A 21,039-nucleotide genomic window follows, 5' to 3' on the forward strand; every position below is an offset into this window, starting at 1 on the left:
TTTACTAGCAATATAGCCCTATTTATACCATTTAAAAAGCGCCTTATTCAATTAAATGAATTGGGATAAATTTAAATTTTCCATAATCCTTCTGCTTTATTTCTCTTTTTCCCTGTCCGAGGGGTTCCAATTTTCAGAAAATTCAATGTTAAAATTGGCATGCATTCTGCGGAACAATTCTGATGTTTAATCCCAATAATATTTAATATGGATTGGAATCTAAATCTAAACTTTTTAGCAGCAATGCTGGCCATGGTAAACCCCATTGGGCTTATTCCTATATGGTATGATATGACAGGCGATGCCACGCCAAAAGTTAGGAGAAAAATTGCCCTTATGGTTACAGGCACTTCCTTCTTTACGCTACTTATATTTTTACTTCTGGGGGAATATATTTTAGTGTTTTTTAATATTGATATTGAAGTTTTTAAAATTGCAGGAGGTTTTCTTTTGATGTTCACTGCCTTGTCTATGATCAATGGATCTGCTACTAAATTAGAGGAGATAAAAGAAGAGGCAGATACCAACTTTGAATTGGCAAAACTTAGGTTTGAAAAAGTTTTGGTTCCCCTTGTCATTCCCATTTTGGCCGGGCCCGGGTCAATAACTACAGTATTATTGTACAGTTTTCGAGCAACTGGTTCGGCTACTTATACCGGACTATCTGGCGTTTTGTTGGTCAGCTACTTTTTCCTTTTTATTGTTTTTAGTTTTTCCTATAAGATAGAAAATAAGGTGGATGACATTGTTTTTGTAGGATTTACCCGATTATTTGGTTTAATAGTTGCTGCAATTGCCGTTCAATTTATGGTTGAAGGTTTGGGTGAGGTTTTCCCAAATTGGATGGAAGGAGGATCGGCTGTGAAATCAAAAGATTAAAAAATAAGAGGTACTCAAGTAATTAATTACCTGCTTTGATGTAAGCCCAACCTTGCTCCTGCTTGACTATGATTTCTGCGAGTCCGGAAGGAACTGTAAGGGCTCCGTCAACCAAGTCTTCTTTGCTCGCCTTGGCCCTGCGCATGGTGTTTTCACAAGCGGCAAAAACCACTCCCCTGCTTTGTAGTTTAACTATACCCTCTAATACCTGGCTCTTTTCTTTCAAAACCATTGGCAGCGCAGCACTGTGGCAAACCACTTCTATTTCAGCATTTGGCAATGCTTTTAGGATATTATTGAGCTGAGCAATGGCTTTATTTTGGTCAGCAACTTCCCCTTTGGTGACTTGAAAAACGACCTGATGTACTTCTTGGTCTACCACTTGGGCAGAAAGCAATAATGGACTGCTTATCAACAGCATGAACAGGATTAAAGAACTAATATATTTCATAAATTTGCTTATTTTCTCAAATTTTATCCATTTTTTAAATGGTGAATTTATGCATTCACTTTTTCTTTTGGCTTTAAAGCTTCCACCAAATCTTCAAAAATCATGTAAAGACAAGGAACAATTACCAATATAATGGCCGTTGCGAAAATGATTCCAAATCCCAGTGAAATAGCCATGGGAATCAATTGGAAGGCTTGGCTAGATGTCTCTAAAATAATAGGTGTTAAGCCACCAAAGGTGGTCAAGGTAGTCAATACGATTGGACGAAAACGCCTTACTCCTGCTTCGTGAATGGCTTCATAAGCAGTTAAATCTCCCCTGTTTTTATTGGCATAGTCAATCATAATAAGAGAATCGTTTACCACCACTCCTGACAAAGCAATCACCCCCATTAAACTTACCAATGACAAATCATAGCCAAGTAAAATATGACCAATAACAGCACCTACAAGCCCAAAGGGTATGGCAAGCATAATGATAATGGGCTGAGAATAGCTTCCCAAAGCAATGGTCAAAAGACAAAATATCAGCAGCATGGCAATAATAAATCCTGACCATAAGGCATCGGTGGATTCCCGCATTTCCGCTTGGCTTCCTTCATACGTCCAGGCAATTCCTGGAAAATCTGCCCGCAACTGGGGCAAGACACGCTCATTTAAAGCTTTAAGCACACGGGTTTGCGCAGCAGCAGGTTCCACGTCCATTCCAACATTGACCACCCTCTTGCCATCTCTTCGGTTGATGTTTGTAAAGGTCTCACCCTCCTTTATACGTACCACATCCAATAAAGGTACAGCAGTGCCATCCGGTGCCTGAACAATGAAATCCTCCAGGTAATTAATGTCTTTTCGTTCTTCTAAGGGAAGTTTTACCCGAACCTCAAATTCGTTGATACCTCGCAGCTGGCGCATGGCCAAGGCACCGAAAAAGGCGTCTCGAACTTGTTGTCCCACCATATTGGGTGTCAGTCCTAGGTTCCTGCCTTCAGGAAGCAATTCAAAACCCAACTGAAGTTTACCTTTGTTATAATTATCACTCACATCTCTGGTTTCGGTGAAGGTCGCCACTCGTTCCAGAAAAGCTTGACTTGCTCGCTCTAAAACGTTGATATCAGGATGGCTCAAATCTACACTGATGTCTTGTCGGGCACCTCCTGGACCTCGCTCCGCCTCAAAATTGATTTGGTCTACTCCCTTGATGTCTCCAATGTTTTCGCGCCAAAGTGCGATCAGTTCTTTTGGACTCATATCCCGCTGATCCGGTGGTTTCATGACGATTTCCACATCTATAAAATCTTTTCCCCGAACATTGGTTTTGACACCATAAGCCACCTCATAAAGGTTGTAGGTCTCAAACATTTTATGGGTATTGTTAGTGATTTCTACGGCCACTTTTGCTGCCTGGTCATTGGTGGTCCCTACAGGAAGTCGCACTGCAGCTTCAATCTCATCTGCAGCCACTTCAGGCATTAGCACCATGCCCATGTGATCGCTGTACCCAAAGCCTCCTACTAGAATCAATAGTGAGATGGCTGCAGAAAAAGTGAGGTAACGATTGCGCAGACAAAGGTCAAGAAAGGGCTTGTAGTAAGTATTGATAAAGCGATTGAACCCTGATGCAATGGCTCCCTGCCAGGTCTCCAACTTTTTTACCCAAGGATGCTTCTTTTCTTTAGGTGGCTTGGTTACATGAGATGGTAAAATGAATAGGGCTTCAAATAGGGAAACAAAGAGTACAACTATTACCACTACAGGTAATGGCCACCAATATTTCCCCGTTTCACCGGGAATAAATAATAAGGGCACAAATGCCATGATGGTAGTCAGTACACTTACAATAACTGGTTTAGAAACATCTTTGGCACCTAAAATTGCTGCATCCATGTGGGAATAGCCTTTTTGCCGGTACTCGTAAATGTTTTCGCCAACGACAATGGCATCATCTACCACAATTCCCATAACAATTAAAAAACCAAACATAGAAATCATGTTGACACTGATTCCTACCGCTGGAAGAAAAATCATGGCCCCTACAAATGAAATGGTCATGCCCATCATTACCCAGAAAGCCAATCGGTATTCAAGGAACAAGCCTAAAATGACGAGCACAATAATGATGGCCATAAGGCCATTTTCGGTAAGCAAAGAGAGCCTTTCGCGAAAATCTTCTGCTCTGTTGCTTTCAATTCGCACTTTTACGCCTGGAGGTAAACTAGGCCTAAACTCCTCTAGGATTTCTTTTACGGTGGCTTCTATATCCAAAGGAGATTGATTTCCAATTCGGAAGACTTCCAGGTCCACCGTGTTTTGCTGTTCAAACTGGCCGTTAAAACCCACTTCTTCAAAGCCATCTCGTATACTGGCAATATCTCCTAATGTAACCGTAGAGCCAGATTCAGAAGATATTATATCTATGGTAGCAAATTCTTCCGCCACCAGTTTGCGTTCTTCCATCCTTAGGAGAATCTCCCCGGAGAGGGTTTCTATGGATCCAGCAGGAATGTCTCGGCTTGAATTTTCAATCAAATCGGCCACCTGACCCAAGGTAAGGTTATATTTTAACAGGGTATTTCTAGGAATTTCTACATGCGTTACAAAATCTGGCACATTTCCAATTTCAACCTGAGTGATCTGATCGTCGCTTAGTAATCTTGTTCGCAATCTTTCTGCTAAAATTCTAAGGGTCCAGACATCTACATTGCCATAAATCCCCACCTGCATCACATCCATCTGTTGATTTTGGAGGACAATCTGAGGCCTTTCAATGTCATCGGGAAAGGTTTGTATCCGGCTTACTGCTTGGTTGATGTCCTGCAGGGCCTTCATCCGGTCAGTTCCAGGAATCAACCAGATTTCTATGGTTCCTGAACCTTCATCCGCTTGAGAAATTATTTCCTTAATGCCTTGAACTTCCCGAACTTTTTCCTCTACAGGCAAGACAATTCCTTGCTCTACCTCCTCTGGGGCAGCTCCCGGGTATTGGACAGATACTTCTACTATGTCCAATTGAAACTGTGGGAAAACCTCTTTTTGTATGGAATACATGGTGTACACGCCACCAAACAGTAAAATTACCATCAGCAGATTGGTGATGATTGGTCTTCTGGCCATAAAGGCAATCGCCCCTTTTTCAGTTTCTAGGTTTGTTGGTTCCTGCATGGTTTTAACTATTTATCTGCATCCAAACGAAGGGGTGAACCATCGACCACCGTGGCAAGATCTGTTGCCACCACTTGTTCGTTGGCAGACAAGCCCTCATTAATATAGGCAAAATCCTGGTCCTCAAATAGGATATTGACTTTACGTATGTTTAATTTACCCTCTTGAATCACCCAAACGGTGTTTCCAGGTCGAATGTATTGTCGCTCCAAGCGGGTTACATTCTCTAATTTACTTGCTTCAATTTGAACTTCCACAAAGGTACCGATGATCAAGGGTGGTTTATCTGGATTGGGTTTTCTCCTTAATAAAGGGTCCGCAATGCGGATAATAACCCTGGCCAAACGGGTTTGGTTGTCCAAGGCTCCTACCAGTCTTGAGACATTGCCTTCACGAAATTGACCTTGTTCCCAAGCTGCTGGATGGACAATTTTTACTGGTGAACCTGTTCCATCCGCATCTTCTCCAATGGAAAGCCAATTGACTTTAGAAAGGGGTATATTGGCCATTACCCAATATTCATCAATACCCACCAAACGTCCCAAGTCGGATCCTGGAGTAATTTGAGATCCTAGATTTACATTTCTTGACAAAATATGCGCATCAAAAGGTGCACGGATGCTTGCCCTATTCAAATTTAAAGTGGCTTGGCTAACTGCAGCTTCGGCGGCCTCTACATTGGCCTTTGCCGCTAATAGCTGTGGCTTTCTAAGCACCAGGTTCTGATTTTCTGAAGTAAGCTCATCTCCTATCAATTCATAATCTTTAAGGGCTACATCCTGACGACCCAGCTCAACCTCGTAGTCCGATTGAGCCAGGGACAAATCACTTTTCCTCAACAAAAGCGTATTTTCAAAATCTGCAGGATTAATTTGTAAGAGCAGATCACCTTTTTTCACATAGGCCCCGGGAAGAAATTGGTTAGCAATTCGAGTGATTTCCCCTCCTACCTGATTGCTTAGAGAAATGTCAGTAGCTGGTTGAACTATGCCTGTCGCCACAATAGTGGGCGTAAAATCACCTTGCTTTGCTTGTACAACATCTACTAGCATGGCAGTGGTTTTGGAGGCGCCTTCCATTTCAGCTTCAGGTGCTGTCCAAAAGAAGAGCACGGCGATTAGGATACTGCCAATCAATAATCCCATGCTTATAAATATGGTTTTCTTTTTAGTCATTTTGTCGGGATTGTGTTTTCATTTATGCTGAATTCTCCCTCGTTTTCGATGGGCGTTTGGAAGCCTCCTGCAAGGGCTCGATAAAGTGAAACCCTGTACAAAAGCAAATTCAGTTTTTCTGTGACCAATTCTCTTTTTAATTGTTGCATCTGATCCAGGGTGACCAGTACATCAAGATAAGCAATGGAGCCGTTTAGGTATTCAACCCGCAATTGCTGAAAAGCTCGCTCTGCAAGGTTCAATTGATTTTCTAGGTTTTGTATTATTTCTTGTTGGAGACTTTCTCTCACCATCGCATCCTCTACCTCCTGAAGTGCCTGTAAAATGGTTTGACCATATTCTTGAACCTGCTGATTTCTAAAGGCTTCTGCTTGTTTCTTTTCGGCATTTAATCGCCCACCGTAAAAGAGTGGCATCAATAAGCTGCCCGTTAAAGATGCTGCCTGGGACTCTACAAGATTGGTGAGTGTATTGGATCTCAACGCTCCAGTGAGGTTAAATGATAGTCTAGGATACTTATTGCTAATGGCTACTGCCACTTCCCTGTCTGCAGCCTGCATGCGGTTGAAGCTGCTTTGGATGTCGGGGCGTCTATTGATCAATTCCATGGGCAAGCCTGCATCAGGTAAGGAACTCAGGCGTGGCAATTTGCCCTCCTGAGAGATAGAAAGCATGCCTGGAGCAATCCCCAATAAAACTGAAAGTCTATTGTTCAATGTTTTAAGCTCCATCTGTACAGAAAGCGCTTCTTCTTTTGTGTTTTCAATCAATTGTTCCTGGCGAAGGATGTCCACCCCTCTCACCTGCCCACTTGCAAACCTTGCTCGAATCAATGCCAGAACTTGTTGGTTGTATTCCGTTTGTTCTTGGATCAATTCCAGTTGTTCCTGGAAAGCCTGGATAGAAAACCAAGTCAATGATACCTCTCCGGCTATGGTAATGGCAAGAGTTTGATAATCTAAGTAACTTGCTACTAACCTGTTTTCTGCTGCCAGTTTACTTTGCTTTACCCTGCCCCAGAGATCTACTTCGTAGCTGGTTCGCAGGGACAATTGTGTGTTTTCTCCACCTACAAAATCAGGGGCAGGCCTACTTGCACCACCTTGTAGTTCTAAAAATACTTGTGGAACTCTCTGAGAGGCAATTATAGCCACATTACTGGCTTCTTGTGCCACCTGAAACCAAGAACTTTTCAACTCTAAATTGTGCTTGATAGCAGAATCTACCAAAGCATTTAGTTGTGAATCTTGAAAAAATGTCCACCAGTCAGTATCAAGTTCGGAAGCGCCTGTCGGAAGGGAAAAACTTTCCGGAAGCGCTACTGGAACGTCTCTTGTTGTGACCTTATTTCCACACCCAAAGGTTAGCAAGATTGCGACGCTGCACTTAATGAGTGGAAAGAAGGACTTTCTTAAGGCTCGAATTGTGCAATTGGAGAGCAAGCTTAATAATTGGTTATAATACAATAGTCATTGGGTTTTTTTTGAAGATAACAAAAAACAGTTGGTATCCAAAGGCAACTATTTCATTTAACTGTCTAACTATTAAAAGTAAGATATGTTTAAGGGTAAATTGATAACCATATTGTCCTACTTTATAACGGATGGAAATAATTAGATCCTATAGATTTGCTAAAAACTGAAGTCTTTATTCTAATCAGTTGGTTATTATTGAATTTAAACCTTCCACTCCAATGTTCTAAAATAAGGGAGCTTGTCACACTTACTAAAAGGTTAGAGGATTTATATTATTCAATAAAAATTTCGCATGGCTGGTTTGATGCAGAGTCCAAATCTAACCATCGTGGTATATTGGTTGTAGTCATAAAGGTTTTCGCCGTAACCATTGTACCATTGAATAAATAGGTATTGGTTGGAAGAAGATATTGGTTTGAAATTTAATTCTACAATGGTGTTGACAGCGTTAAATTTTTTACTTGGATTCAGCACCAGGCTTGCCCAAAAATTATCATTGTAACTGCGGTAATTCATAGCCAATAATCCATATCCCCGGTATCTGAAAAGGTCCTTGTTTTCATCTCCTAAAACCCCAGCCCACATTTTGCCCTGAAGGGAAATATTGGCATTGTAGAAATACACTCCTGAGAGGGTAATGAAATTCCAACTTCTGGAATAAATGGAATCCAGGCCGTTTGATTCATGTTCAAGGGAAAGCGCAACGCCTCCTTTTAACTGCTGATTATTTAATACTGGCCTAATCAGGGTTATTCCCGGATTGTAATTGTTATCAGCAAAAGGGGAAGAATTTTCGTAAATGTCCCAAAATGATTTCTGGGTATAAGTGAGTAATAGTGAAGTTCGAAAGGGCAGCCTAGACTTGGTCAACCGCTGACTAACACTTATCTGGTATTTGACATCAGCTGTTTGTTTGTTAATATCCTTGTTTGTGGGTACCCCTGTAATAAAATAATTGTCACGAAACATACCGAAGCTAGGTTGTGCATCATAAAGGTCCAAAAATTCCTCCTCTGATATTTGAAGGTAGTTCTGGGTTCTAAAGCTGAAGGCACTTGTATCAATCTGGTCTTCCCACATTGATTGCAATTCCCTGATTTGGGCGTTGGCAAGTGTGAAGAATGAGAATAGAAAATATAGTAAAACCAATCCATTTTTGGATGACCTACTACAGTTTTTTAATTTATTCAAATTTAAAAATGATTTTGTTAAGACAGGAGTTGTAAATGGGTGCACATCGAATGCTTAACAGCTATATATCAAACTTAAGCAAAACTTGGCATCAAAATCAAATAAATAGGCCTTAAATGGTACTATTCTATCTAAAAACCTGATTTCGACCCCCTATCAAGAAAAAATCTTTGTGGGGAGGCGTAGGAGTGCTTTTAGTAGAGAACGCTGAGTGATATGGGGATTCTAAAGTATAATTATACTTGAATCTTTAAAAATAGTTAAGTTTAGAACGGTGGCAAAAATTATAATAGTTGTGGTTCCCTATCTACTCATCAATAAAATTTTGCCTATTGCTATTTATTCTTTCCTTTAAAATTGAATTGATTCGTTTATTTAATCCACGCTGCATGGTGGCATACAAAAGAAATTCATCAGTAGAAAAATGACCTATAACCAAGCCTCGAATTTCACTTCTAAATGTCAAGTCTTTGTTGAAGGAACTTTCAATGAAATTGGTTTTTTCTTTTTCAGATAATTGACTAAACGCAATTTTCTTTGTTGTCAAATACTGCTTAAAATGTACCATTAATAAATCATGCAATAATTTGACAACCGGTCGAATTACCAAATTTTGAAATAATTCTTCTTTGCCTATCCCTTTAGGGAATGATAGATTTTGGATTGTTGGTCTTGAAGATTCCAGTTTTTCTTTCATAGATAAACAAAACATCGAACCAGGATACATGTTCAAAAAAGTGTATAAATAACCAACCTTATAATGAATTCATAATAGGAGTAATAAAAATATATTTCTGGTAATAAGGGAATATAGGCAAAAAAAAAGCCTTGCCGTTTTAAAGGCAAGGCTTCTGCACTAAATATTTTTAGGCGATTAGTTTTTCCAAACTTTTGCGTTTTTTGCTTTTGGACCTGTAAGCCTGGTTTTATTTGAAACCAACGTTACTTGTTGGTAATTTTTGGCTTTAGATTTCCAAGATTTTTTATTCTTTGCAGATGGACCTTGGGCTTTAGAAGAAGTTTCTAAAGTGTAAATCTTATTGGCTTTTTCAGTATTCTGCCAAGGTTTTTGGTTTTTTGCAGCAGGACCTTTTAAGTCATTATTACTCTGTGCATAACTGAAAGTAGCAACAGTCATAAAAGCGAAGGCTATTAATAAACTTTTCATAGGAGTACCGTTTTTCAATTTATATCTTTTGTCTAGTAAATTTAACGCTAAACAATGGGTATGGATACTCTAAGAAAATCGGTAAATTATAGTAGGTTTAATTACGTTAAAAAGTATCCGTATTTATACGGATGTTCTTTACAATAAACTCAGTTGGGAAGCCTTATTGATCAATTCAGGGGTGTTTTTGACCTCCAGCTTCTTCATCATGTTATTTCGATGGGTCTCTACTGTACGTGTACTGATGAAGAGTTTTTGTGCAATTTCCTTAGTGGTTTGGCCATCGGCTATTAATTTTAATATTTCCATTTCTTTTGGCGACAGCTTTTTAGGACTGACTCCTTCAAGGGACATAATATTGATCATTCTTTGGGAGATTTCCTGGTTAAAGTATTTCTTTCCATTGAGTACGGTATCAATTGCCAGTAGTAATTCTTCTTCATCAGCATTTTTAAGCAGATAGCCATAGGCGCCACCCCTGATGGACTGCATGATATAATTGCCATCATCATGCATGGAAATAGCAATTGCCTTGATTTGAGGATACTTTTTTTTCAACCTTAAAAGTACTTCAAAACCATTCATTTCTGGCATGGTAAGGTCCAGTAATAGGAGCTCAGGCTCAATACCAGTTTTGAGTTTATTAAAGAAATCTTTACCATTTTCTGCACTGATCACTACGTCTATGTTTTCCTGCTTAGACAACAAGGAATGGATTCCATCTCTAAATAACTGGTGATCATCTACAATTGCAATTTTGAATTTATCCATCTTTTAAGGGTATTTCTACTTCTACTTCAGTACCATTCGCATCAGATTTAATGCTTAGGTATCCATTAAAAATCTCTATTCGCTCTCTAATGTTTCTCAAGCCTGCCCCATATTTTATAGTAGTGAGGTCAAAGCCAGTTCCATTGTCCAGGTAATACAGGGAGAGCTTGTCACTAAATTCTGTTAATGAAATGGTTATCTTTTTTGCTCCAGAGTGCTTCAGTGAATTGTTAATCAATTCCTGACAAACCCTAAAAATACAAATATCTAAATCTATGGTTAATTCTCCATCCTTTCCTTTTGTTACATCTTCATAAAAAATTTCTACTCCACTGGTTTTATTCATTCTTTCAATAAAACTTGACAATGCTTTGCCAACACCAAAATCCACCAGTACTGTAGGCATTAAATTATAAGTCATTCTCCGGATTTCATCTATGGTGCCATCCACTACTAAATTGATTTTCTTTTTGTCATTTACAGATAAATCTGAAGTTTGCACCATCAACTTCAGGCTAGTAAGCAAAGGACCAAGTCCATCATGCAAATCCTTGGATAATCGTTTTCGTTCATTTTCTTGTCCTTCAATCAAAGATTTTTTTGCCAACAAGCGACTTACGTTTTCAGCATTTTCATATTCTTTTAATTTTTCCTGCATGAGGACCAATGATTTTCCAAGCAAATCCCCTTCTCCAGACAATTGATACTTTGCCTTCATGTTCATATTACCTATCTCTGAGGAGAATTGAATGGCTTCATTTATGGATTTCTGTAGTTTTTCCAAAGCCACAAACATTTCATTGATTTCTTTGGTAGGATAAGTATTGACGATTTTGAAATCATAATTTCCCCGCGTCATATTATTGAGGAAAAATCTCATTTTCAAAAGAGGCTTTGTTAATACAACTGTAATAAAAAAGGAAAAGGTAAGAGCGAAGAGTAAGACTAGTGTTGATATTAAGATAAGCTTGTTTCTCATCTTTAAAAGCGGGGTAGTCACCTCCTCTACATCCATTTCAGATAAAATAGCCCAGTTAAGGTAAGGAATATCCAATGTGTGGTAGGAACTGTAAACGGGGACTCCTCTGTAATCTTCAAAAATTCCAATTCCATCAACACCTAACAGTGCTTGCTCCGCTCCTTTTGTTTTGGCCAGAATTTGGCCCGGAGCCTGGTCTGGAAAGAACCTTGACAAAGATCTCAACCGATAATCAGTTCCTACCAGATAGGTCTCACCACTTTCACCCATCCCAGTGCGTTCCATCAATATTTCCTGAATGCCATCATTTTCTATTAATTGGATTTGCCTGATATTATTTTCCACTTTCTTCACCATTGCGATAATTACTTCACCATCTGTAGAACAGGAAGTTAGGTCCACCAGTATTTGCTCACTAGGGAATAAATACAACTTGTTTTTCAAACACTCTATATCAACATTATCAGAAAATTGAAGATAAGGATCTTTTAAGCTAGCGCCTTCTAATTTATCCTTGTCGTTAATAAAAGTACCAATCTCACTGTTTAAAAAAGCTTCCAACTGTATTCTTTTTAGCCTTTTAATAGAAGTAAGTTGTAACAGTACCCTTTCGTCGAGGGCTCTCTTAAATTCCTTATAAGAAAAAATAGAGAGAATCACCACTACAAGGATTACCAGAGAATTAATTAATAAGATTATCCATGACCTTATACTTTTCATTTTATTCTTATTTCTTTTACCCTAATAGCCTTACTCGTTAGTATTGTAAACGCTAAAACTCAAAATTTTTGCTTGTTCTACTGAGGCATTGATTTTAAGTCTGAAAGCGGAAAATTCCTGCTCATCGAATCGATGAATAAACTTATGACCAATTACACTACCCTGAAAGATAATTTCCCAATTACCACCTGTTTTCCCCTCTACAGTAAACTCCCTAACTCTTTCCCCAAAAGTAATGTCCTCCATCAAAACTAGGTGGTTAATGGTTTGTTTTGAGGGTAAGGCTATTTTAAAAGTTTCACCCGTGCCGGATGTCTCTGCGATAGGGTTAGAAAACCTTTGCTTGATTTCATCTCCCCATTCCTTTAACCTTTTCACATCTGGCTCAGGAAGGAACCCATCAGGGTTTGGCGTCAAGCCTATAATCAAAGTGGAATTTCTTCCAACAGATTTATAATACATGTTCATAAAGTCAGCCAAAGGGTAAATATGGGCATCATCCCCTGGTTCCCAAAACCATTCATGCCTTCCGTTATAACCCCTCAGGGGGGCATCACTCATTGCCGGAATATAATATTTACCATCAGGATACCCATACTTTAGTGGATTGAAATTATCTTCGTCTCCCCTATTATTAAACCAAGAGGGAGTGATATAGGTCCCCCAGCAAGGATAGGGCACTGTTCCGGTTTCACTTCCTCCCCAGCGAATATCAGCCCTTTGTAAGTTATGATAAAAAAGCCCATTAGGTTGGTGTTTTTCAAAAATGGACAGCACATCTGGACCACCTTGTTCAGGTCCATGGGCTCCACCATCAAACCAAACAATGGCCAACTCTCCATACCGGGACATCAATTCTTCAACCATTCCTTCAGAAATCCTATTGTAATGGGCTTGCCTTTCCTTGGCAAAATCATTGTCTCCATTTACCTTAAAATCGTGAACACCATAAAAGGAATTCCAACGAATCCCTATATAAATTCCAGGTGAAACACCATATTTTCTGCATGAAGCTACAAAGTCCCTGACTATGTCCCCCTTTCCATCTTGCCATTTGACTGCTTTTAGTGAATAAGGATTGACATCACTTTGGTACAAGGCAAAACCAGTTTCATGGGTAGCTGTAAGGATGGCAATTTTACATCCTGCATCCTTGGCCGCTTTTATCCACTGGTCGGTATCGAGTTTTTCCGGATTGAATATATTGTAATCTTCAATAGGTGTAATTCTATTCTTTGCCTGATTGTATTTAACCCCATCAAAAACATGCAGGTCATAATGAAAAACAGCTACCTGTTCTGCATTTTGCCAAGCCAATTGTGCTTCTGTGGGCAAGGGAATTTGTGCGAGAAGGGCCTTTGAGCTAAAAATTAAAAATAGAGCAAGTGATCGAAATTGAATTGATTTAATCATCTGTTGTATTGACAATAAACTAAAATTTAAACCTGATTGTGGACTTGGTTCACTGTAGTTTTCTTTTAAAGGTGCTACTTTATCCATAGTAACAATCTTGTGGGCAGAAATAAAGCTAACTATTGTTACAGATAATTCCGCTATCCTGGCGGAAGAAATTAAAAGTCATGGGCTACAAGAAAGGATAAGTGGTAATTGCTTAATCAATTCATTATTTCTTTAATGAGGCCTTGGTGAAAATATAAGCCGGAATGGGGGGATTAAACTGCACCTTTTTAAGGATAAAATCTGTCCCTTCTCCAGCTTTTAAAACATCCTTAAAATTAATTTTTTTTGGGTACCAGCGACCGTCAATTTGTTCGATTTCAGACATTACCGTTTTTTTCAATAATTGCCCGCTTTTTGCAAACAACTCTTCTTGAAGAGGAATGTATCGCTCCTGATCAATCCATAATTTTCGTTTATAGTAACTAATATCCTCTACAGAGGCAATTAATTCTAAAACATAGACTTTTCTTCCTTCTAGGACTTCTTCTCCCAGAACAGTACCAGAGTAGATTTCAGATAGTTTCCGATCTTCCATCATGTCTTCATAAGACAAGTCTGAACCCATTACCGATTGACGTAACATGTGCCCTGAGAGTTGAATGGTACGTTCTGTAGAGGGAGAATAAATCCACAATCGGTCGCCAAGTTTCAGCATTTTAGTACCTCTTTCTCTTTCTGGATAGAGGTATTCGGTAAAGGATTTTTGATTGCCCTCAGTATAAGATTTTGAACCAATGGTTTGAACATTTCTTTTGCCTCTGATAACCATCTCTGATTCGGTGATTTCTGTTTTAGAGACCATGTTTTTGTCCACTTTTTCTAGGATGGCATTGGCATCCTGGGCCTTGGCCTGAAGGATCCAGATGGACAAAAGGCAAGCTATAATCAATCGGTTTTTCATGATTTTATTTATTTATAATCAATGGAAAATCATATTTAGATAGGTAATTTGATCCTAATAATTTATACCTCTAATTCCTTGAACAGACTGGCAGTTTCTCTTTTATAAATTCCGATTCCTGAGAGCATATTGCCAAAAACCATAGCGAAAACACCAGGGATAAAACCTATATAGTAAAGCGCTGGCGTTACCTTAGCTCGCATTACTGTAGGCATCATCATGGATGAATTATCCACCATTCCTTCTATGTTGATGCCATAGTTTTGCAGGTAAAAAGCTCCAAGGAGTCCTAAGCTTGTACCTACAAGGGAGCCTATAATTCCAATAAAGGTAGCTTCTAAAACCAAGGAACGGTAAATTTTACCTTTGGACTCTCCTAGTGCCAAACGAATACCAAATTCCTGGTAACGCCTTAGTCCTCCAATTAGCCCTGTATTCCACAATACCACCGACATGGCCCCCACAAAGATGATCACAAAGATAGCTGACATATTATTGGCATAATCCAGAAGATCACCCAAATTATTCTGTGCACGAAGCGTAAACATTTCCGGAGCATATTCATCTGGATTGTCTTCAAACCTTTTATTAAAGGCTGTTTCCAATGCTATAGCACTTTTATCGTCGTAAACCCCATTCTTGTAAAAACCTAGTATTTCTCCTGTTCCATCTTTCATGTCCAACATCTCTTGGGCGGAGGTAATGTCCAGAAGAATAGCACCTCTATCCATTGCAGCAATACCGAAGCGAATGGTCCCACTTATTATAAAGTTTTGGAAAGTCATACTGCCATTCATAGTTGTGCCAAAGTAGGTCACTTCATCTCCAACATTAAGCTTCAATTTGCTGGCAAATTCATCTCCAATAAGTGCTTCTTTGGCATTTTTAGGGAGACTTCCAGATACAATAGAATTGGAGAGATTCATTCGTGCCACTTCACCACTTGATGCATTCAAAAGATTTATGGCTATACCAGCTGCAGGTCCTTGTCCTTTGGATTCTCCGTTGCCATCCGGAGCATCAAGAATTCCGCCAAAACGAATTCTTTTGACCCATTGTAAATCAGGATAATTTACCTTAAGATCAGCTATCAGACTGTCTACACCAAGTAAAGCGAGGTCATTGGGGAGCTGGTCTTTGTTCTCAGCATAGGCTCTGGCCATGATTTTCACATGACCAGTTTCAAATTTGGCATTTTGATCCACCATATCTGTCATGGCACCATTAAGAAATCCACTCAAAACTATCGTGAGTGTTACTCCAAGGGATATTACAATGATAGGGAGCATGCTCCTATTTTTGTCTCTCAGAATTCCTTTAAATAAAAATCTAATCATTGTAGCTTTCCTTTTAATGCTTCAACGGGATTCATGTAAGCAATTTTTTTAGCTGGTAAAAAACTTACAATTGTGGCGGAGACAATCACCAATACCATGGTCCCTAAAATAAGCTGTATTCCGAATACAGGAAATATTCTTGAAGCCATGGTTACGCCCATGTCTTGTGTCACATCAGGAAAAGAAATTCCTTTCATGGCCAAATAAGTAAAAATAGGTAACCCAACGAGTCCTCCTACCAACATGGCTAAAAAACTATACATGCTTCCTTCCATGGTAAATAAAACCACCACCTGACTTGGGGTCATTCCCATGGCGACATAGGTTCCAATTTCTTTTTGCCTGCGGAAAACGGACAAGACTTGCGTATCAAAAATGGCCAATAAAGCGATGGCCAACAGCATAAGATACATTATGGATCCTGAGATTTTCTTAGAGGCTATAATTTCGTTTATATTTTGAAGCAATTCTTCCTGGTTAACAAAAGTCCAATTATTTAATCTTTGGTGAGAATATTCTTCGTTTGCAACGAAATAGGTGGCTTCCTCCTTGAGGCCTGTTAGGGACTGTAACTGCTCGAGGCTTATCCATATCTGGCCTGAATCAATGCTGCCAACATCCGAGTCAAAAATTTTAACTATGGTTATGCTCCTGGCATCAAATGTTCCATTCTTGTCTCTCCAACGCAATAGTACTTCCTCCCCTTCTTTTAATTTCGCGCCATCTGCCATGCGCTTCCCTATAATTGCAGGTATGACATCCATTTCCGTGCTTAGATAAGAGGTAGGAAGTCGCAGCTGGGTTTGATCTGAAGGTATACCTTTTAGGGCAATTGAAAGCATCCTACCATGTGGGTAAATGGTTGCCTGCCGGATCAAAATAGGTGTCAGCTGAGGAAATTTCTCTGCCTTATAAACCCTATGGGCATCCTGAATGGAGAATGGATCCAGGGGATCGTAATTTTCGGTCCTCAATTCCCCATATCCAATTTCCCAATTGATGGTATCCAGCCGGGCCTGTTGATTCCACCCATCCAACAGGCCATTATAGAAGATGATGAGTATAAAAGCAAAGGCAAGTATACCGACATTCAACCAGGTTCTCAATCCAGCTCCTATGAGGTTTTTGTAGGCTAGTGTAAAGGCCAATTTCATGCTTCTACCTTCTGGTTTATATTCTCAAGATCAGAAACTACTTTTCCATCCTTCAAAGAAATGGTCCGGTTCAAATAAGCCATAACTTTTTCGTCATGGGTGGAAAATAGGAAAGTTGTTCCCAATTCCTTGTTCAAGGTTTTCATGGTTTTTAAAATCGCATGCGCATTGGCAGAGTCCAGGTTGGCGGTTGGTTCATCGGCCAACAATATCTTTGGGCGTTTAACCATTGCCCTTGCTATGGCTACCCTTTGGCCTTCTCCACCGGACAATTTATCGGGCCTTTTATTGGCCATACTTTCTAATCCTACCCATTCCAAAGCATCCATAACTGCCTTCTTTCTTTCCTCTTTGCCAACATCCTGGAGAAGTAGAGCAAATTCTACATTTTCAAACACCGTATATACTGGTAAAAGGTTAAAAACCTGAAATATAAAGCCAATATGCAAATTCCTTAATTGTGCAGAATCCTTATGGCTGAGTTTTGCGATATCCTTCCCCATAACCCTCGCTTCACCTGCAGTGGGACTGTCCAAAGACCCTATTATGTTTAACAGGGTGGTCTTCCCGGAGCCGCTAGGTCCGACAAATCCGGCAAACTCACTAGCATTAAAAGACAAGGAAACATCATTCAGTGCAGTAAAATAGCCGTCTCCTACTTCAAATTTTTTGGTTACATGTGTCAGTGAAATTATTTTTTCCATAATCATTTTATTAGTGGTTATAGACCAACATTAGCCTTAAACCCGGGCCTTTAAACTGGTTGACAAATTCATTTTGTTGAACACCCTGCTGTATAGATTCAGGATTATAATACCCCATAAGGTATCCTGTTAATCTTTTGAATTGATGAGAATAGTTTAGAAAAAAGCTTGTATTGTTGGTGCGCCAATCATAATACATGACAGTAGTAAGATTGTCGAAAAAGCTTAAAGGATACGTTAGCGAAGCAGCAGTAACATGTAAGGCGTTGTTTAAGGCCAAATCCTCCTCGTCAAAATTAATTTGCATGTGTTCCAAAACAGCATTTAGTCCTGTACCCAAGGGTAAGGTATAATCAATACCTAAATTGAACAAGGTTTGGTTGGTCAGGTTTCCCAAATCTTTGTTACGATGAACATAAACCGATTCAAACCAGATGCCTACGCCCAAATCCCATTTTCCGTCTAAGGCAAATCTATTTTCAGGAATATTGTTCAAAGTATTGACTTGACTGAGGGTCATTGAATTGGCAGACCGGTGGTGATAGGAAAAAGCCAATTCACCTTTGGGAACCGGATTTTGAATTCTACCACCAAACTCCGGAATGGCTTTATTGGTAGGAACCACATCAAATCCCCTTGCCTTCTCATTGCCATAAAGCCCCCAAAGTCTAATATTAGCGTTGTTTAAAAAGGTATAGCGGCCCATAATGCCATAAACCCCATTGGTCAGTTGAAGTGGATCTCTAGGGTCTATCTGGTTGAACCATTGTAAGGGACGTAAAATAGCGGCTGAACCAAAGTCAATCTTTTGCAAGCCAAGCCTAAGCTCAAACTGACTGGAACTGTACCTTATCCAAATTCGGTAAGGGTTGATATTTAAATTGGATTCAGCCGAATTAAGGTCAGCAAAAAGAACAGTACTAGAAATATTCGCTGAGGCAACCAGGTCAATGCTTTTTATTGAGTCTATACCATTGTTAATCCTTAATTCAGGAATATACCTGGCTCCAAAAAAAATTGGCAGCTCATTTTTAGGGCTATAACTGCTTACTAAGGAAGCTTGACCATGGAAAACATCCTTTTGAGCCATGGCTTGTTGAATGAAATAGCAGCTTAAAAGCAATATGAGGACATTGGTTTTCATTTGAGTTTCTCAGGAGATACAATGCCGTAAAAGAAGAAATTGATCATTTCCATTATCAAATCCTCAGTGGTTTCATACATGGCGGTTAAATTTTCATCCATAAGTTTATGGTTGATGTCTTTCATCATGTAAATTAAGAAAGGAAAATGCAGGTCTTTTCTGACCCATCCTTCTTTCTGTGCAGCCTTTATATGGGTAATTAATTTTTCCTGACCTCTTTGGTTGGCATTTGCCATAAGGAGTTTTAACTCCTTGTCTTCATTGTTTATGATATCAGAAATAAAATCCTGACTTATTCCTTTTGAATATTCATGCTCCAGTAAAACGACACCTTTAATCTTTTGTGGAAAATCAATGTTTCTCTCCATGATCTCATCAAATGCATCTTCACCGGTTTTTATAATGTCTGTAAGCACGGTTTCAGCGATTTCCATTTTGTTGGCAAAACTTCGATAATAAGTCATCTTGCTAACACCGGCAGTATCACATATTTCTTCTACAGTTACCTTTTTGATTCCATATTTCCAGAAACAATCCTTGGCTGCTTTTATTAGGGCCTGTTGGCTTTTCGTTCGCTTTTTCAAGTTATTATGTTACTTATTCATATAAATATACGAAAATAGTAACATTAATATACTTTAGTAACAAAAATAAAAATTAATCAGGTTAAGATTTTGTCAGTATTGTTGCAAAAAAATGGCAACAATGCTAACAAAATCGTGGTGTATGGGTTGTTTTCACCAGGACCTTAACGCTCGTGGCTACAAAAATTTCACCCCATCTGGGGCACTCTTTTTTTGTTAAATACATGGGTTTTAATACCTGTTACTCCTCCAAAGCTCCTTTGAATACCTTACTCCCACCTCTATTGCCAAGACTGCTTGTTGTAAAAGTTACCTTATCTTCATTAAAGAAAAATTTAAGCATTTCGGTATGAGGACTTTCAATGTATTTAATCTCAATTACGAGTGTTTGAAAATCTTCCCAAAAATAACTTGAATAGACCTTAAATGGAGCAAGTCCGTTTAATGCCTTTTTCGCATGGGCCACTAAATAAGGTTGCTTTCTATTAGTAGTTCCGGAAACCCAATGCGCTTTGCCAGCCGTTAATTTATAATTCTTTTGCTCCTCATCCACATGTAATACCAAATTTTCGGATTGGAAATCAATGTAAAAATTTATATTTTCCTCTTCAGCTGTAAGGGCTACCTTTTTTTCGTCCCATATTCTTTCTAACCATTCATTTTCAACTCCTATAGTAGGATTATGAGCAAGTTTTTCTAGTTTTTCCTTCAATAGAAAATCTTTCCTACTGTTGCTTTCCCTATCAAATGCAGGTAGAATATGGTCCCAAACTTCACTTAAAAGGCCTTGAAGATTGGAAGTTTCAGAGGTAATAATGATTACCGCTTCTTGTTTGGGTAAAACTAAGATGTATTGTCCGTAAGCACCATCTGCACGGTAAGAATCGTGGCGGCTTCGCCACATTTGATAACCATATCCTTGAAGCCAGTCACTTTTGGCCTTTTCTTCCGTGCTGGCATTTGGATTTTGTGGAATTTTTAAGTTACTGGCTTCATCAATCCAACTTTCAGGTAGAATTTGTTTACCATTCCAGTTGCCATTTTGTAAGAAGAGTTGGCCTAGTTTGGCCATATCAGCAGTTTTAACCCTGAGCCCATAGCCTCCGGTATTGATCCCCTGTGGACTTTTCTCCCAATCTACTCCTACTATACCTAACGGTTGAAAAAGTCGCGGAGTGAGGTAATCCATAAGCGTTTGCCCTGTTACTTTTTGTACAATGGCAGATAACATATAAGTAGCAACGGTGTTGTATACAAATTTGCTTCCAGGTTCATTTACAATGGGCACAGCCAAAAATGATTTTACCCAGTCCGCTGTTCTTACTATAGAAAAAGTATAATCTTTTGCGTGTCCCACACTCATGGTGAGCAGGTGTTTAATCTTTAACTGTTTCAAGTTTTCGCTAACCTCAGTAGGAAGGGATTCAGGAAAAAATTTAATCACCTGGTCTTCCACAGAAATAAGTCCTTCACTTACTGCAAAACCAACCCCTGAAGCAGTATAGGTTTTGCTTACTGAATACATGGTATGCTTTAATTGGGGTCCATAAGGATCCCACCAGCCCTCAGCGATTACTTTCCCTCTCCTCAAAACCATAAGGCTATGTAGTTCGTGTTCACTTTCACCTACTTCATCTAGGAAAGATAAAATTCCTTGGGCATCAAAATTTTCTTCAGATGGTGTGCTGTAGACAAAATCCGTTGCTCTTTCCTGACCTATTGCCTGAAATGAAAGGACAAAAAATAAAAATAATTTTAAAGCTGACTTCATGGGGTTGGTTATTTAT

General features: G+C 39.2%; 18 protein-coding genes. 1 reads left to right on the forward strand and 17 read right to left on the reverse strand.

What is annotated here, in order from left to right; translation table 11 throughout:
* Window positions 1-207 precede the first annotated feature (207 nt).
* Window positions 208-879 carry a MarC family protein gene (locus AAC073_RS18015; RefSeq protein ID WP_339925196.1) on the forward strand — a complete coding sequence of 224 codons (672 nt, stop codon included), beginning with the start codon at window positions 208-210 and terminating at the stop codon, window positions 877-879.
* A 22-nt stretch (window positions 880-901) separates the two neighbouring features.
* Here the strand turns inward: AAC073_RS18015 and AAC073_RS18020 are convergent, their stop codons facing one another.
* From AAC073_RS18020 to AAC073_RS18100, 17 genes are all read right to left on the reverse strand, one after another.
* On the reverse strand, window positions 902-1,330 hold the full coding sequence (locus tag AAC073_RS18020) for a DsrE family protein (protein WP_339925197.1): 429 nt from the start codon (window positions 1,328-1,330) through the stop codon (window positions 902-904).
* Window positions 1,331-1,377: 47 nt separating this feature from the next.
* On the reverse strand, window positions 1,378-4,488 hold the full coding sequence (locus AAC073_RS18025) for an efflux RND transporter permease subunit (protein WP_339925198.1): 3,111 nt from the start codon (window positions 4,486-4,488) through the stop codon (window positions 1,378-1,380).
* An 8-nt stretch (window positions 4,489-4,496) separates the two neighbouring features.
* Window positions 4,497-5,663, reverse strand: coding sequence for an efflux RND transporter periplasmic adaptor subunit (locus tag AAC073_RS18030; protein ID WP_339925199.1), 1,167 nt, complete (start codon window positions 5,661-5,663; stop codon window positions 4,497-4,499).
* Window positions 5,660-7,033: an efflux transporter outer membrane subunit gene (locus AAC073_RS18035; RefSeq protein WP_339925200.1), complete on the reverse strand. Its 1,374-nt coding sequence runs from the start codon at window positions 7,031-7,033 to the stop codon at window positions 5,660-5,662. Before AAC073_RS18035 ends, AAC073_RS18030 begins: the two co-directional genes overlap by 4 nt.
* 381 nt (window positions 7,034-7,414) lie before the next feature.
* On the reverse strand, window positions 7,415-8,329 hold the full coding sequence (locus AAC073_RS18040) for a phospholipase A (protein ID WP_339925201.1): 915 nt from the start codon (window positions 8,327-8,329) through the stop codon (window positions 7,415-7,417).
* Window positions 8,330-8,636: 307 nt separating this feature from the next.
* Window positions 8,637-9,026, reverse strand: coding sequence for a hypothetical protein (locus AAC073_RS18045; protein WP_339925202.1), 390 nt, complete (start codon window positions 9,024-9,026; stop codon window positions 8,637-8,639).
* A gap of 177 nt (window positions 9,027-9,203) precedes the next feature.
* A complete protein-coding gene (locus AAC073_RS18050; protein ID WP_339925203.1) occupies window positions 9,204-9,497 on the reverse strand; it encodes a hypothetical protein in 294 nt (97 codons plus the stop codon).
* Between the two features lie 138 nt (window positions 9,498-9,635).
* Complete coding sequence (locus tag AAC073_RS18055; protein WP_339925204.1) at window positions 9,636-10,268, reverse strand: response regulator transcription factor; 633 nt, start codon at window positions 10,266-10,268, stop codon at window positions 9,636-9,638.
* A complete protein-coding gene (locus AAC073_RS18060) occupies window positions 10,261-11,967 on the reverse strand; it encodes an ATP-binding protein (RefSeq protein ID WP_339925205.1) in 1,707 nt (568 codons plus the stop codon). The genes AAC073_RS18055 and AAC073_RS18060 overlap by 8 nt, the downstream gene beginning before the upstream one ends.
* A 30-nt stretch (window positions 11,968-11,997) precedes the next feature.
* Entirely contained in the window at window positions 11,998-13,467 is a 1,470-nt protein-coding gene (locus tag AAC073_RS18065) for an alpha-L-fucosidase (RefSeq protein ID WP_339925206.1), read from the reverse strand.
* 124 nt (window positions 13,468-13,591) lie between these two features.
* Window positions 13,592-14,329 carry an outer membrane lipoprotein-sorting protein gene (locus tag AAC073_RS18070; protein ID WP_339925207.1) on the reverse strand — a complete coding sequence of 246 codons (738 nt, stop codon included), beginning with the start codon at window positions 14,327-14,329 and terminating at the stop codon, window positions 13,592-13,594.
* Between the two features lie 62 nt (window positions 14,330-14,391).
* On the reverse strand, window positions 14,392-15,666 hold the full coding sequence (locus tag AAC073_RS18075) for an FtsX-like permease family protein (protein WP_339925208.1): 1,275 nt from the start codon (window positions 15,664-15,666) through the stop codon (window positions 14,392-14,394).
* Window positions 15,663-16,820 (reverse strand): FtsX-like permease family protein, encoded by a 1,158-nt coding sequence (locus AAC073_RS18080; RefSeq protein WP_339925209.1) that lies wholly within the window; start codon window positions 16,818-16,820, stop codon window positions 15,663-15,665. Before AAC073_RS18080 ends, AAC073_RS18075 begins: the two co-directional genes overlap by 4 nt.
* On the reverse strand, window positions 16,817-17,524 hold the full coding sequence (locus AAC073_RS18085) for an ABC transporter ATP-binding protein (protein WP_339925210.1): 708 nt from the start codon (window positions 17,522-17,524) through the stop codon (window positions 16,817-16,819). The genes AAC073_RS18080 and AAC073_RS18085 overlap by 4 nt, the downstream gene beginning before the upstream one ends.
* Before the next feature lie 10 nt (window positions 17,525-17,534).
* Entirely contained in the window at window positions 17,535-18,668 is a 1,134-nt protein-coding gene (locus AAC073_RS18090) for a hypothetical protein (RefSeq protein WP_339925211.1), read from the reverse strand.
* On the reverse strand, window positions 18,665-19,252 hold the full coding sequence (locus tag AAC073_RS18095) for a TetR/AcrR family transcriptional regulator (RefSeq protein ID WP_339925212.1): 588 nt from the start codon (window positions 19,250-19,252) through the stop codon (window positions 18,665-18,667). The genes AAC073_RS18090 and AAC073_RS18095 overlap by 4 nt, the downstream gene beginning before the upstream one ends.
* A gap of 241 nt (window positions 19,253-19,493) precedes the next feature.
* A complete protein-coding gene (locus AAC073_RS18100; protein WP_339925213.1) occupies window positions 19,494-21,023 on the reverse strand; it encodes a serine hydrolase in 1,530 nt (509 codons plus the stop codon).
* Window positions 21,024-21,039 lie beyond the last annotated feature (16 nt).

The organism is uncultured Cyclobacterium sp. (assembly GCF_963977555.1).
In the GTDB taxonomy this organism is placed as follows: Bacteria; Bacteroidota; Bacteroidia; order Cytophagales; family Cyclobacteriaceae; genus Cyclobacterium.